We start from the raw sequence: 13,652 nt of genomic DNA, 5'->3' as shown, positions 1-13,652 counted from the left end.
CTCATCCAGACCACGGCAGCCTCCTGAACCTCGACGGCCACCGCGGTATCGATGGCACCGGGGTCGTGTGCTCGGTGGGTCTGACGTTCGGTGAGGCGTGGACCTGCGCCGATGGTCAGATCCTGACCCTTGATCGCTCAGGTGTTCGCTTCCGGTGTCCTTCTCGGGCCTCGCTACGACGGAAGGCGCAGGGTGAACGTCGTGCGGACGCCTGGCACGCTGGTGGCCGTGGCTGTGCCGCCGTGCGCCTCGGCCAGGTTGCGCACGATGGCGAGCCCGAGCCCGCTGCCCCCGGTCCGCCGGTTGCGGGACTTCTCAGCCCGCCAGAACCTGTCGAAGACGTGGGGGAGGTGCTCGGCCCGGATTCCGACCCCCGTGTCGGTCACCTCGATGACGACCCGCTCGCCATCCTGGCGGGCGTCCAGCGTGATGTGCCCGCCGCGTGGCGTGTAGCGCAGGGAGTTGGTGACCAGGTTGCCGACGGCCTGGCGGAGCCGTACCGGATCCGCGGTCAGCGAGGGGTCGTCGATGATGGCGGTGGTCAGTGTGAGCCCCGCGGCTTCGGCCCGGCCTCGGTGAGCGGTGGCCACCTGGTCGAGAAGGTCGCCGAGGTGAACGGGTTCGACGTGCAGACGGAGTTTGCCCGCGTCGGCGAGGGCGAGCTCCTGAAGGTCGTCGACGATGTGCTGCAACAGCAGGATCTCCTCGACCAGCGAGGCGATCAGCGCCGGGTCCAGCTCGGCGACGCCGTCCTGGGCCGCCTCCAGCCACCCCCTGAGGTTGCTCAACGGGGTCCGCAACTCGTGGGAGACGTCGCTGACCATGGCCTTGCGCTGCTCCTCCATGCGCTGAAGGTGTTCCGACATCTCGTTGAACGCCGTGGCGAGCTCGCTGATCTCGCCGGTCGTCCTGACCGTGACGCGGGCGGAGCCGTCCCCGTCACGCATCCGTCGCGCGGCGTGGGTGAGCGCGTTGACAGGCCTGACCAGGCGCCGGGCCGCCATGACGCTCACGCCCACGGTCAGCACGAGCACGAGGAGGGCTGCGCCGGCGATCGAGGGGAGCGGGATGCGCTGGCCGGTGGCCTCGGCGGGGGAGCCGATGTACAGGTAGGCCGCGGGGGCGACGTAGGGATCGAGTTGCTCCTTGCGGGCGGTGACGACGCAGGACGAGATCGTCTGATCGGGTTCCGCGCCAGGAGGCTGCTTCTTTCTGGAGACCCAGGCGAAGTCGAGGCCGACCGAGCCCCGTTCCGTGCTCTTGCCCTTGAGGCACCTGCCGACCAGGAGGTTGAGCTGTTTCAACGCGGCCTTCTCGGTGCGCGTCGGCGTGCTGAAGGTGGTGGCGTCGCAGACGTCCATCACCATGGGGGCCTCGCGCGGCACCGGGTGCGGCTCCTGGTCGGCTTCCTTGCCGGTCGTCGTCACGACGGGCCGGCCGGTGTTCGAGACGGTCATCTGTACGGCCTGCCCGGTACGGCCGGCGCAGGTGGCATAGGTGCCGGCGGCCTTGACCAGCCGGGCGCGATCGGAGGCGGACAACAGGAAAGGACCCACCGCGCGTGGATCGATCCGGTCCCTGGCCGCCCCGGGCACCAGGGTCACGTCCACGGCCAGCGGGTCGACGACGGCCGACACCCTGGCGGGCAGTGGGGTCCCGGCGGTCGCCGAGTCCGCGATGAGGGTGCCCTTCTCGGTGGTCAGCGCGATGCGACGGCTGTGACGGGCGGCGAGATCGCGCACGGTGACGGCGACGCCCGACCAGTCCGGATGGCGGGAGGCGTAGCCGAGCAGGTTGTTGTTGATCTGAGCGTCGCTGGCCAGCGTCTGACCCTGCTCGCGCTGGATGGCGCCGGAGGTGCTGCTGGCGGCCAGCCACGCCGTCGCGGTGATCGAGCAGACCGCCACGACAGCCGAACTCGTGAGCAGCCTGACGAACAGCGACCTCATGCGTGGGTCAGTTTGTAGCCGACGCCGTACACGGTCAACAGCCGGACCGGGCGGCGCGGATCAAGCTCGATCTTCTTGCGCAGATTCATCACGTGCACGTCGACCGTGCGTTCGGTGATGAACCTGTCGAAGCCGTGGACGCGCTCCAGCAGCTGCTTCCTGGTGAACACCCGCTCCGGTTCGGCGGCCAGCGTCTCGATGATCCGGAACTCCGCGAGCGTACACTCCACCGGCGTGCCCGCCACGGTGACGGTGTGCCTGACCGGGTCCACGACGAGATCGCCCGCCTGGAACAGCCGCCGATCGGCGTCCTGGGACTTGCCGGTACGGCGCAGCAGCGTCCGCACCCGGGCCATCAGCTCACGGGGGCTGTACGGCTTGGCCACGTAGTCGTCGGCGCCGAGGCCGAGCCCCAGCAGCAGGTCATCCTCGGTGGACTTGGCGGTCAGCATCAGGATCGGCAGGTCGGACTCGGCACGCAGCACCCGGCAGACGTCCAGCCCGTCGACCTTCGGCATCATCACGTCGAGCACCACGAGGCCGGGATCCGCCCGTCGGGCCTCGTCGATCGCGGAACGCCCGTCGTGCACGACGAGGACCTCATGGCCCTCCCGCTCCAGATACCGCCTGAGCAGTTCGGCCTGCTTGGGATCGTCCTCGGCGACCAGTACGTACGCGCACATGACCTGAGGCTATGCGCATGCCAGGGGCGCATATGGGATCTGCATGACAACCAAACAGGTTTCACACATTCTGTCGCCAGGCTGCGGCGGGTGAGAACCAACCTGCTCCGTACGGCTGCCGCGGCGACGCTCGTCCTCCTGCTGACCGGCTGTGCGGCCGGCGCGCGCGGTGCCGTACGGCCTGAGCCTCCAAGCAGTGGCGCGCGGTCGGAGCCGGCGAGCAGCGTCGGATCGAAGATCGCGAGCGTCAAGGGGTCCCGGATCACGGTCTACCGGAACAAGGAGGGGGTGGCCCAGCGGACGATCACCAGCCCCAACGACTACGGCGCGACGCGGGTCTTCCTGGTGGACCGTGACGAGGGTGAGTGGCTCCGGGTGCTGCTGCCGATCCGGCCGAACGGCAGCAAGGGCTGGATCAAGGCCACCGACGTGAAACTCGCGGAGACCTCCCACCGGGTGGAGATCGATCGCGGGGCGTTCAGGTTCACGGTCTACGACGGCGACCGGGCCGTCAGGACGGGCAAGGTCGCGACGGGCGAAGCGGGGACGCCGACGCCTCCAGGCCGCTATTTCTTCACCGAGCTGGTGAAACCCGTCGATGACGGTGGGGCCTACGGCGCCTACGCCTTCGGGCTGAGCGGCTTCTCGCCCGTGCTGAAGAGCTTCGCCGGAGGCCCGGGCCAGCTGGCGGTCCACGGGACGGACAAGCCGTCCGCCATCGGCACACGGGCCAGCCACGGCTGCGTCCGGGTCGGCAACGACGACATCAGGTGGATGGCGAAGAACCTGGCGATCGGCACTCCGGTCGTCATCAAGGGCTGAGGCCCGACCCGAATGAACAGGGGAATCCATATGAAGATCAAAGCAACGCTCATCGGCTTCAGCGCGGCGCTGGCTCTGGCCGCGAGCCTCACCGGCTTTTCGGGTACGGCGGCGGCCAATCCCAAGGAGCCGTCCCCTTCGCCCTCCTCGGGGCCGGCCGATCTCCGACCCACGGTCGAGGAGCCGAGGCCGATCCCGAAGGAGGCCGTCGTCGTCAAGCCGGCCTACACCGGCTGATCATGGAGCGTCGCCGCAGTTTCCGGGGCCTGCGGCGACGCATCTCGGCGCCTGCGGGCTCATGGCGGTCCTCTCCTGCCCACGGTCGCGTCAGCGACCAGGCCATCTCTGCGTACCCGGCCGCGGTTCTCCGGCCGGTCCGAGCACGTACGGCCCACGCGCCCCGTGGGGCCGACAGAAGCCACCAAGGAGACGCCGCGCGGACACATCTGTGAGGAGTCACACCGGCAGCGCTGGAAGTGGCCCGCACCCGCCACGCATCGCTCCTACTGCCGGGGGTCCGCGGCCAGGTCGAAAAGAATGCGCCGGTCAGCGGCGCGCCCGGTCGGACGGTGCGCTCCGCCGGGCGCTCCACGCCACCACCGCCGCGGCGGGCGGGTCAAGGGCCCCGCACAGCACCCGCCAGGTGCCGCAGCGGCAGGTCTGGTAGCGCACCAGCCCTTCGCTGGTGTGGTGGCGGGAGCGGGTGTGCCAGTCATGTCCGTCGTGGTCGTTCATGGGTCCAGCGTGCTGTAATGGCATTGTGCATCTCAACCCTTACGGAGCGGACGCGGTCCTCCTGATGGCGGACCTGACCAACTTCCCGCCCGCGTCCCTCGACGACCTGGTGAAACGGTGCGCGGATGCCGGCCTCGCCATCGACCGCCCCCCAGAGGAGGCGGACCTGGCCGCCGCGCTCGACCTGGCCGAGCAGTGGTGCGAGATCGTCGACACCCGCGACGAGCGCGCACGGGTCGCGCTGCTCAACGACCTGCTGGCCACCTCAGCGGCGTATCCCCGCGTCACCGACCACGCCGGAACCGGCTGGCACCTGCACTATCGCGACGCGGGCATGTCGCTCGGCGGCGTGCTGCGCGCGCTGGTCGCGGTGGGCACCGCCCTGCATCTGACGGGGCGCGGCATGTCGCGGCTGGCGCGCTGCGCGCGCGACGGCTGCGGGCTGGTTTACGCGGATGTCTCGCGGAGCGGCCGGCAACGCTACTGCTCGCCGCGCTGTGCCAACCGGGACGCGGTACGGCGGCACCGGGCCCGGCACGCTCCTCCTTCTCCGGTGAATCGACAGTGAACCTCTGCTGGCGGCCACCGACTACCGGGGCCTCAGTGGCACCGGGGTCTCGTGCCCGGTCGGCCTGACCTCCGGCGAGGCGTAGAACTGCGGATTTAGCCAGATCCTGGCCCCTGATCGCCCGGTGTCGATCTTGGACCAGAGCTGTTTTCGGCGACAAGTATCACTACGGGGTCAAGGACGGTCCGATCCGCGGCCCGCCGCGCGTTGGGCGGTCGCCGGCCGCGCTGCGGCTCTTCGGCCGATCGCGGCCGGCGCCGCCCATGCGCTTGACCATCGTGACGGATAGCCAGACAAGTGAAGCGTGCTCCAAACCGGCTACGAGCTGTACACGCAGACCTCCCCGGAGCCATGCGCGGAGGTGGCTAAGACCTCTCTCACAGTAGGGCGTTTGGTCATCGATGGGTGATACCTGACGGCTGCGCGACATCTACCAGGTAGATGACACAACACGCACCGGAACGGTGGAGGGGAGGCGGCGTGTGAGTGATGAAGAAAGCTTCACCCGCATGTTTCAGGACCATTACGAGTCGGTTCTGAGGTACGCCTGGCGGCGGGTTGGTCCTGTGGACGCTCCAGACATAACCGCCGAGACGTTCAAGATTGCCTGGGAGAAGTACAAGCGACTCCCCCGAGAACAACCGCTGCCCTGGCTGTATGCGACCGCCCGGAATCTCACGCTGAATCTGATCAGACGAGACAACCGGCGAGACGCACTCGCCAGTCCATTGGGTGAGGGCCCGAAATACCACGGTGCCGAAGCAGATCACGCCAGCACGGTCGTCGCCCGCCAAACGGCGCTGGCCGCGCTGAACAGCCTGAGCGAAGACGATCGGGAACTGGTGCTCTTGATGTCTTGGGAAGGACTCGACCTCCGCGGGGCTGCGAAGGTGGTGGGCTGCTCCCGGCCTACAGCCGCTATGCGGCTGCATCGCGTACGCAAACGGCTGCGGCGCTTGCTCGGAGAAGAACCACAATCCGTCGCCACTCGCCAGCCTTCCTGTCAAGGGAATGCCGTATGACCAATACTCTCAAGCAGTTGATGACCACGCTCCAGACGCATGACCCCGCCAGTCATGTCCGAGCGGACCCCCTGGTGCTATCCGCCACCCTCCAGAGCGTTATCGCTGACACGGCACGGGAACCCCGAAAGACCAAGCCACGCTGGTCCTGGCAGAGGTGGCTCACCCTCATTCCCGTCACGGCCCTCCTGGTGGGAGCAGCGGTCATCATGCCGATCATCATGCATCCCAACGAAATCGGTCCTATGACTCTGGGGCCGGCCAAAGCGTTGGCGTTCACCAGGAACGGTGACTACATCGACGTCAGGATCGTGGACCCGGACGCCGATCCCGAGCGATACCGGCAGGACTTCGCGGCGCATGGCCTGAACGTCGAATTGAAGACGGAACCCGCGTCACCCAGCCTCGTCGGCGCGATGATCTCCGTCTCGTCTCCCCAAAGGACGGTGGTGTTCCACAGCGACGGATTCGAAATCAAGGATGGAAATAGAAGCCCCAGAATCAAGAAAATCGAAGGGACCGACTGCGGCAAGATTTGGTGTCTGGCCGGGGTGAGTATTCCTGTCGGTCTGCGTAGCCCTTTCGAGGTCACCTTCGGGCGGGCCGCTCGGCTTGGTGAACGGTATGAGATCACGGGGGATCCGACCGCTCGTGGCGAGATCTTGGAAGGAATGAAGCTGGCGAACAAGACGGTAGGTGAAGTCAGGATCATGCTTCAGCGGCGGCATGCCACCGTCTCGCACTACTACAAGGCTCCTCCTGAGCCCTCCCCTCGTGACGGTTCAGGCTTGGATGTGACCGAGCACCCCCTCCAGGCGGAAGACGTTCCCGACACCTGGTATGTACACGAGGCATTGGGCGGCCATGAAAAGAACGCGGTAAGGCTCATCGTCGCGCCCCAGCCCACCGCCAATCCGCACTGAGCGGCCTTCACACCTACATGGCTGCGCCCTCAACAGTCCACAGAGGGCACAGCCGCGCTTATAGAAGCGCTCCAGCAGTAAGCCTGAAGTGCGGATGCTCAGCCTGGCTGAATCGGATCGAGGCCCAGTTCACCGCGCTGCGCTGTTTCACCCTGGACGGCACCGACCGTGCCGGTCACAAAGAACAGGGCAGCATGATCCGCCGCTACATCATCTGGTGTAACCACCATGCCGACGACCGGCGCCTACGCGCCGTCGTCGACAGGGCAAACGTTGCCTGATGCGGCACTAGGTGGCCTCTTCCTCAGGTTGGTTAAAGGACACATGTCTTGCAGATCCGGCCATGGCGAAGCGCCGGGCAGCGGCGCTAAAAGATCTTGAAAAAGATTTGGGCGGGCTGTCGAATCGGGGTGGTCTCGTTCGAAGCGTAGTCAGAAGGCCGAGAGGAACACCCGAGAGCCGGCCTCGAACTGGTGAGGAGAACGGTCATGACCCAGCAGGCGATGAGGGCCGCACACCCGGTGACCTGTCTCATCGGCGGGTTGTTCCTCGCGGCCTTCGCCGCCGTCGCGACCGGTGCGGGTGCCCCGTGGGCCAACCTGGTCTTCGTCTCCGGGGTCGTGATCATCTGGGCCTGGCTCTCGGCCCTGTGCCTGCACCTGTACCGGCACGCCGCCCCCCGGCACGCCTGAGCACACCCGGCCTCCGCACCACACCGTCAAGAAAACAAGATCGAAGGAGACGTCCGATGCGATACATGATCATTCTCAAGGTCACCAGCCAGCCCGCCACCCCGCCGCCGGCGGAGTTGATGGAGGCCATCGCCAAGCTCGGCGGGGAGGCCACCGCGGCCGGGGCGTTGCTCGACACCGCCGGGCTGGCCCCGAGCGCGCAGGGCGCGCGGGTCGCGATCACCGGGGACAGGCTGAGCGTCACCGACGGCCCGTTCGCCGAGGCGAAGGAGCTGATCAGCTACGCGCTCTACCAGGTCCGCTCGAAGGAGGAGGCCGTCGAGTGGACCTCCCGCTTCTTGAAGATCCACCGGGATCACTGGGCGGGGTGGGAGGGTGAGGCCGACGTGCTGCGCGTCTTCGGTCCCGAGGACTTCGCCGCCCCCGCCTGATCTGATCGCCTCGTGTACGGCTCCCGGCCAGGGTTCCTGGCCGGGAGCGGTATCGGCTGTGGTGGCGACGGCAGCGGACGCCCTGTGACGTGAGCTTCCCCCCGCAGGACGGACACTTCAAGGACGACGGCGTGGGCGCCGTCGGCGTCGAGGAGGTGTTCTTCCACGGTAGGGCCGGTGATGGCCAGGTGGTGGCGGTGCAACCAGCCGAACAGGTCCTGCCCGGCGCGGACCACGTCTGTGGAAGGCGGAACGACGGCTCGCACGACGGCGCGAGCGGGCAGGGTGAGTCGCTCGCCGTCGCGATCGGTGGTCACCGCCGCCGTGAACCCGCCGGTCGGCTGCCCGCGCAGCCAGGTCAGCAGGGTCGCCGGCGGTGCCGGGCACACGGCGGCGAGCTCGGATGGATGATCGAGACGCAGGCGGCGTACGCGTAGGCGGCGCGATGAGATCGCGGTCTGCTGAGGCAGGATCGACATCGGCGTGGCGAGGTGGTCCTCGGCATGAGCCGCAGTGGCGGCCAAAGCGGCGATGTCACGCTTGATGCCCGCCACGATCTCGGTCAGGGCCTGTCGCAGCTGTGCCTCGGGAGCGTCCAGCAGATCGGCGATCTGGCGCAGCGGCAGGCCGAGGCGTTGCAGGCCGCGGATGCGTTCCAGCCGTGCCAGCTCGGCCACGCCGTACCGGCGATAGCCGGTGGAGCCGTCTACCGCGGCAGGAGGCAGCAGTCCGATCTTGTCGTAATGGCGCAGGGTCCGTTCGGATACGCCGACCATACGCGCCAGTTGCCCGATTCGCCACACCCCGGCTCCTCTCCCCGACATGTTGACTTTGTCCCTGCGGCAAGGTCCTACCGTCACCGTCCATGACCGATTCGAACCCTCGGATCCGGCTTGTCGGTGTCCTGCTGTTGACCTCGTTGGTGGCCATGATCGCCGGTGCGGCCATCGTGGTGCCATCGGGGTTGACCCTGAATTCAGCCGACCCCGATGCTGTGCTGGCCGCGGTGGGTGAGCGGTTCGGGCTGCATCTGACCGAGCTGGCCTTCGACGTGCTGGGCTGGCTGGCGCTGACCGCGGCCGGGCTCGTGATGTCCGCTCGCTCCGCCCAGGCACCCGGACCGCACCTGGTGACGCTGGCCGGCGGACTGCTGGCCGCCGCCGGACTGGCAGGCCTGCTTCATGACGCCGGGAACCTGGCGCTGACCCAGCTGGCCGCCGACCCCGCCGCCCCGGCGGTCGCCACCGTGGCCTGGGCGGTGCTGCTCACCGCCAAGTGGGCGGTCAACCTGGCCGGGCTGCTGTGGGTCGCCGCCACCGCCGCCGCAGCGGTCGGCGTCCCGATGCCGACCGGGCTCCGCATCGCCGGTGCGGTCGCCGCGATCTCGGGTTCGGCCGCGGTCGCGCTTCCGTGGACGACCGGGACCGATGGGCCGACGGTGGCGCTGGAACAGCTCGGGTACGCCCTCCACCTGCCGATCATGATCTGGTACGGGGCGCTGGGCTGGCGGTACCTGCGTAACGGGTGACCGGCGCCCGTGAACCTGTACGTCCTTCGTGCTCGGCACGAACAGTTGATCAGGGGACCGCCACCTGCGGGGCGGGCATGTGTGGTCGCCGTCGTACTTCGCCGTCTCCTGCGGCGGCGCACCCCTGTCGATCATCAAGGAGTACATCGAAGAGCAGAGACGCCCGGGCTGAGCCGCTCGGCGGCCTACCGGTCACCCACACCGCTCGGCCTTGGCGGCCCTGCCGTGCTGTCGTTTCCTCCCGGGCGTGAACGCCCAAGGTTCCACGCCAGATCACGCTGAAAATCGCAGCCCCTGCTAGCGGACACGCCGTTCTCCAGTTGAGCGGCCAGATTTCTCCTGGCTGATGGCCATCAAAATTCCTGGCGTGGCCACTGGGAATCCCGGTGGGTGGCCAGGTCGATCTCCGGGTGGGCGGTCAGGTCAGCGGGATCACTCCACGCCCGGACAGAGCCTCGGCCAGGCGATGGGAGTCGCCGCTGGTCTCCACCAGGTGGGCGTGGTGCATCAGCCGGTCGACGGTCGCGGTGGCGAGCGTCTTGGGCATGATGGTGTCGAAACCCGACGGGTGGATGTTGCTGGTGACCACGACCGAGCGGCGCTCGTAGGCGGCATCGATAACGCGGTAGAACGCCTCGGAGGTCTCGTGGCCGACCGGCAGCAACCCGATATCATCGATAACGATGACGTCGCTGCGGCAGATGCGGCCGATGGCGCGCGAGACCGATCCGTCGATCTTGGCCCGGCCGACCGTGGCACTGAGAGACTCCAGAGTGAACCAGGCCACCCGCAGGTCTTTTTCGATCGCCAGATGCGACAGTGCCTCAGCGAAGTGGGACTTGCCGGTGCCGGACGGTCCGGCGATCACCAGGTTCTCCGCGCGGCTGACCCATTCCAGCGTCATCAGCGCGTTCTGGGTGGCCTCGTTGATCGTGGAGCCCTCGCGCCGCCAGGAGGAAAAGGTCTTGCCGGAGGGAAAGCCCGCGCTCTTGCGCCGGTTGCGGCGGGTCGCCTGGTCGCGGCCGACGACCTCCTCATTGAGCAGGACGCGCACGACTTCGGCTGGGTCCCAGCGTTGCGCGCGGGCGGTCGCCAGCACCTCGGGCGCCGCTTTGCGGGCGTAAGGAAAACGCATCCGGCGAAACAGGGCCTCCAACTCGGCCGGGACCGGTGGGGCCGCAGGAAGGGTGACACTCACGAGTGATCTCCTTTGACGCTGTTGGTGTTACTGAAGGCAGCCCAGGAAGCGGTGCCGGGCTGGACCGAGTGAGCCTCGTCGACACGGGTGTTTTCACCGGCGTGCTCATGCAACGCGAGGTGGTCGCAGATGGAGGCCAGATCGGCTTCGGCGAACCGGCCGTTGATCGCGGCCAGGCCGAGCGCCTCATCCACCCGGGCCGCGCCCAGCAGACTGGCCAGCTCGACCGCGCGGGCCATTTTGGTGCGGATCCGCACCACTCCGGTGGCGGCGGCCTCGATCAGCCACGCCTGCGCACCCGGCCCGATCGCCAGGAACGCTTCTTCGGCCTTGGTCCGCGGGCGAGGCCGGGGCGCTTTGGGGCCGTTGCCGCCCTCGTGCTCGGGATAGTGGGCATCGACGATCCGCGGCCGGCCCGGAACCGACAGCCGATGCCGCCACAGTTCCCTCAGACCGTGCTGACCGTGCTGCTCATCGGTGCCGGAGCGGCCGACGATGACCAACTCGTCGCCGTGGACGCGGCACCAGACCGTCTGTCCCTCGTGGCCGGGCGGCACCGAGTAGCGCACATCGCCCCAGCGGACGGTCCGGTCGTCGCAGACCAGGCGCTCGGCGCCGAGCGCGAGCACGTAGGGATCGGCGGGCAGCACGTGCAGGCGAGCGCGTTCCTCGGCCAGCATCTCGATCGGCGGCCGGTGTGTCTCGCGATGGCGGCGGCCGTTGATGTGCTCACTCCAGGCAGCACACGCGGTCTCCAACTCGGTGAAACTCCCATAGGCGGCGCGGAGGTTGGCGTGGGTGGGCACCAGGTCCGCCTTGGCGATCTTCACCGTTGCCTCCACCCCGCCCTTGGACTCGGGATCGAACGGCTCGCAGGTAGTCACCACGCACCCGTAATGCCGCCCCAGCTCGACGATCTGCGGGTGGCGCACCGCGATGCGGGCGATGTGCTCGATCGTGACCGTCTTGGGGTTGTCGGTCAGCAGATACGTCGGCGCCCCGCCCAGCCGCCGCAGCGCCGCGTCCAGGCACGACGTCAACGTGGCCAGCGTCTGATCCCAGGCGGGGATCACCACCCGAAACCGCGACCAGGCCAGCCAGGCACAAAACAGCTGCGTGCGGCGCTCACCGATCCGCGGGCCCTCGCCCCAGTCCCACTGCAGCCACATCCCCGGCTCAGGCACCCAGGGCCGGTAGACGCGCCGCCGTCCGGCCTTCCAGGCCGCCTTGATCTCGGCGACCGCCCGCCGCGTGGTCCGCTCGGACCCGGCGAATCCCATCGCGACCAGGTCTTTGTGCACCACGTCCGCGCGGATCTTCCCTTTCGACCGGTCGACCTTCTCCTCGATCTTCGCCAGGAACGCGTCGATCGCCTTAGGTCGCGGCGCCGGCTGGTGCGGGTTGCCGCCCGCCGCGCGGATCGCGATATACCGGCGCACCGTCTTGGGGTCACACCCCGCCAGTTGCGCCGCCGACCAGGCGCACCCGGTCAGGTCGTAAGCCTCGTAAATCTCCATCAGCTCCATGCCAGACTTCGTCACGGGCCCCCTCCGCGGGTCTGGGGTGCAAGGTCTCGACAACCCGCAACCCAAGCCCCCGCGGAGGGGAACCCAAGCTGTGACACACGGACAAGATCAGGAGATCGGCCTGGCCATTGACCAAGACTTTTGGTGGCCGCCCACCAGGAACCGGTGTCCGTCAGCCGCGACTTTTCTGTCCGCCGATCAAGAGTTCCACGTGACCGCTCTCAAGCCCCGCCCGTTCGTATCGCCCCGGTGTGGGGAGGCACGCGGGTCCAGGCCCTCGACGGCACGCTCGGGCACCGTCGAGTGTCAGCTTGTGGACAACTCGTCGAAGTAGCCTTTCATCGAAGGGTGGTAGTCGGTGAAGTCGGGCCCGGGGGAGCCTTCGCGTGCAGCCACGAGCATGTCCAGGTAGTACTCCCAGCCGGGACCGATCTCTCCGATGCCCTCTTCGCTGACGAGATGGTGCACGAGCCGTAATTCCGTCGAACCATCCGTTTCCAACAGCGACAGCTCCAACCGCCAGGTCCCGGACTCATCAGTCGTCGACAGGGCCAGTCGTCGCGGTGGGTCGCATGCGTCGATCCGCATTTCGCACCACGGCGTCTGCTCTTCGAACGCCATCTGCACCTTGATTGTCCGGCCGGGGGCCGCCTCGCCCTCCCACGGCCCGAACCAGAGGGCCGTCCGGTCTGATTCGGTGATGCTGGCCCACACATCCTTGGCGGGTGCGCGGAACGTGCGACTGAGGACCAGGTCGCTTCCGGTGCCGGTGCGAAACAGCCGACCGGTAGGTGTGGGACTCATGCGGTGTTCCTCTTTCCCGGGTCTGCCGTGTCGCGCTCCCGGCGCTCACGGCGGGTTCGATAGACCTCTGTCTCGAGTGCGTCGAGGCGACGTTCCCAACCGGAGGGGCGGGTGAACAGGGCGAGCCATTCGGCGAGTTCGCTCAACCGCTCGGCGTCAAGCACGTAGAACCGCCGTCGGCCGACAAGTTCGTCATGAATCAGCCCGCTCTCTCGGAGGACGCGAAGATGCCGGCTCACCGCAGGTCTGCTGATCGTGAAGCGTCCGGCGATCTCTCCTGCGGTGAGGCGTTCGTTCCGCAGCATCAGCAGGATCTCCCGCCGTACGGGATCCGCGATCGCGCCCGCCACCTCGTCCACCGGTAAAGCGTAACCTGTTGGTTACGCTTTGGGCGATACCCGCTTCACCTGTCTTCCGGGAGGCGCGCGACCCTGCCCAGGGCGACGACGTCGGCACGCGGTGTACTTCCACTCGTCCGAGCAGGAGAAGGCCGCTCCGACCTCGCGTGACACCACCAGAAGGTCCTCACCGACTCGGGCTACGGCACCATCACCACCGAGATCGCCCCGTCGGCGACCACTTCCACGCGAAGCGGTGTCACCAGCAGACCTCTACAAGAACCCCGGCGGCTACTGCGGCACCGACGTCAAGCCGGGTGACCCGAAGGAGGTGTTTGATCCCGCAGTGCCACCGGCCAGGCGACTGTGTCGCGCGTCACACCGATCGCATGTCACGGATCGGTGGGTGGCTTGTATCCCGTGGTTGTCCGCA

At 68.0% G+C, this 13,652-nt stretch carries 16 protein-coding genes and 1 pseudogene; 9 read left to right on the top strand and 8 right to left on the bottom strand.

Features of this window, described 5'->3' with window-relative positions; translation table 11 throughout:
- Nucleotides 1–173 precede the first annotated feature (173 nt).
- On the bottom strand, nt 174–1,949 hold the full coding sequence (locus tag ACFQVD_RS28630; RefSeq protein ID WP_343981146.1) for a sensor histidine kinase: 1,776 nt from the start codon (nt 1,947–1,949) through the stop codon (nt 174–176).
- A complete protein-coding gene (locus ACFQVD_RS28625; protein WP_343981149.1) occupies nt 1,946–2,632 on the bottom strand; it encodes a response regulator transcription factor in 687 nt (228 codons plus the stop codon). The genes ACFQVD_RS28630 and ACFQVD_RS28625 overlap by 4 nt, the downstream gene beginning before the upstream one ends.
- 90 nt (nt 2,633–2,722) lie before the next feature.
- Here ACFQVD_RS28625 and ACFQVD_RS28620 point away from each other — a divergent pair, with 90 nt between their 5' ends.
- Together ACFQVD_RS28620 and ACFQVD_RS28615 are read left to right on the top strand one after the other, a co-directional pair.
- Nucleotides 2,723–3,454 (top strand): L,D-transpeptidase, encoded by a 732-nt coding sequence (locus ACFQVD_RS28620; RefSeq protein ID WP_343981152.1) that lies wholly within the window; start codon nt 2,723–2,725, stop codon nt 3,452–3,454.
- Nucleotides 3,455–3,484: 30 nt separating this feature from the next.
- Entirely contained in the window at nt 3,485–3,691 is a 207-nt protein-coding gene (locus ACFQVD_RS28615; protein WP_343981155.1) for a hypothetical protein, read from the top strand.
- A gap of 309 nt (nt 3,692–4,000) precedes the next feature.
- Here ACFQVD_RS28615 and ACFQVD_RS28610 read toward each other — a convergent pair whose 3' ends face one another.
- Nucleotides 4,001–4,189: a hypothetical protein gene (locus ACFQVD_RS28610; RefSeq protein WP_343981158.1), complete on the bottom strand. Its 189-nt coding sequence runs from the start codon at nt 4,187–4,189 to the stop codon at nt 4,001–4,003.
- A 25-nt stretch (nt 4,190–4,214) separates the two neighbouring features.
- Between ACFQVD_RS28610 and ACFQVD_RS28605 the strand changes: the two genes are divergently transcribed.
- The 5 genes from ACFQVD_RS28605 to ACFQVD_RS28585 all read left to right on the top strand — a co-directional run bounded on the left by ACFQVD_RS28605 (nt 4,215) and on the right by ACFQVD_RS28585 (nt 7,825).
- The gene (locus tag ACFQVD_RS28605; protein ID WP_343981160.1) at nt 4,215–4,757 is read left to right on the top strand and encodes a CGNR zinc finger domain-containing protein; all 543 of its coding nucleotides are present in this window, start codon (nt 4,215–4,217) and stop codon (nt 4,755–4,757) included.
- Between the two features lie 482 nt (nt 4,758–5,239).
- Nucleotides 5,240–5,779: an RNA polymerase sigma factor gene (locus ACFQVD_RS28600; protein ID WP_343981163.1), complete on the top strand. Its 540-nt coding sequence runs from the start codon at nt 5,240–5,242 to the stop codon at nt 5,777–5,779.
- On the top strand, nt 5,776–6,702 hold the full coding sequence (locus ACFQVD_RS28595) for an AzlD domain-containing protein (RefSeq protein WP_343981166.1): 927 nt from the start codon (nt 5,776–5,778) through the stop codon (nt 6,700–6,702). Before ACFQVD_RS28600 ends, ACFQVD_RS28595 begins: the two co-directional genes overlap by 4 nt.
- Before the next feature lie 488 nt (nt 6,703–7,190).
- Nucleotides 7,191–7,394, top strand: coding sequence for a hypothetical protein (locus ACFQVD_RS28590; RefSeq protein WP_386272530.1), 204 nt, complete (start codon nt 7,191–7,193; stop codon nt 7,392–7,394).
- Nucleotides 7,395–7,450: 56 nt separating this feature from the next.
- Nucleotides 7,451–7,825, top strand: a complete 375-nt coding sequence (locus ACFQVD_RS28585; protein ID WP_364150475.1) for a YciI family protein — start codon at nt 7,451–7,453, stop codon at nt 7,823–7,825.
- Here ACFQVD_RS28585 and ACFQVD_RS28580 read toward each other — a convergent pair.
- Nucleotides 7,750–8,628, bottom strand: a complete 879-nt coding sequence (locus ACFQVD_RS28580) for a MerR family transcriptional regulator (RefSeq protein ID WP_386272528.1) — start codon at nt 8,626–8,628, stop codon at nt 7,750–7,752. The genes ACFQVD_RS28585 and ACFQVD_RS28580 overlap by 76 nt on opposite strands.
- Before the next feature lie 62 nt (nt 8,629–8,690).
- Here ACFQVD_RS28580 and ACFQVD_RS28575 point away from each other — a divergent pair, with 62 nt between their 5' ends.
- Together ACFQVD_RS28575 and ACFQVD_RS28570 are read left to right on the top strand one after the other, a co-directional pair.
- A complete protein-coding gene (locus tag ACFQVD_RS28575) occupies nt 8,691–9,353 on the top strand; it encodes a hypothetical protein (RefSeq protein ID WP_343982845.1) in 663 nt (220 codons plus the stop codon).
- A gap of 64 nt (nt 9,354–9,417) precedes the next feature.
- Nucleotides 9,418–9,525: pseudogene (locus ACFQVD_RS28570) on the top strand (transposase); the annotation flags it as partial.
- Between the two features lie 246 nt (nt 9,526–9,771).
- On the opposite strand, the gene istB reads toward ACFQVD_RS28570, so the two are convergent.
- From istB to ACFQVD_RS28550, 4 genes are all read right to left on the bottom strand, one after another.
- On the bottom strand, nt 9,772–10,551 hold the full coding sequence (istB, locus tag ACFQVD_RS28565) for an IS21-like element helper ATPase IstB (protein ID WP_364159275.1): 780 nt from the start codon (nt 10,549–10,551) through the stop codon (nt 9,772–9,774).
- Nucleotides 10,548–12,077 (bottom strand): IS21 family transposase, encoded by a 1,530-nt coding sequence (gene istA / locus ACFQVD_RS28560; RefSeq protein WP_386274280.1) that lies wholly within the window; start codon nt 12,075–12,077, stop codon nt 10,548–10,550. Before istA ends, istB begins: the two co-directional genes overlap by 4 nt.
- 306 nt (nt 12,078–12,383) lie before the next feature.
- Nucleotides 12,384–12,881, bottom strand: coding sequence for an SRPBCC family protein (locus ACFQVD_RS28555; RefSeq protein ID WP_343983796.1), 498 nt, complete (start codon nt 12,879–12,881; stop codon nt 12,384–12,386).
- Entirely contained in the window at nt 12,878–13,240 is a 363-nt protein-coding gene (locus tag ACFQVD_RS28550) for a metalloregulator ArsR/SmtB family transcription factor (protein WP_364150484.1), read from the bottom strand. Before ACFQVD_RS28550 ends, ACFQVD_RS28555 begins: the two co-directional genes overlap by 4 nt.
- Nucleotides 13,241–13,652: the final 412 nt, after the last annotated feature.

The organism is Streptosporangium amethystogenes subsp. fukuiense (assembly GCF_042665875.1).
Taxonomy (GTDB): Bacteria; Actinomycetota; Actinomycetes; order Streptosporangiales; family Streptosporangiaceae; genus Streptosporangium; species Streptosporangium fukuiense.
Note: the sequence above shows the minus strand (reverse complement) of the source record. Positions and strands in the feature narration are given on the sequence as shown.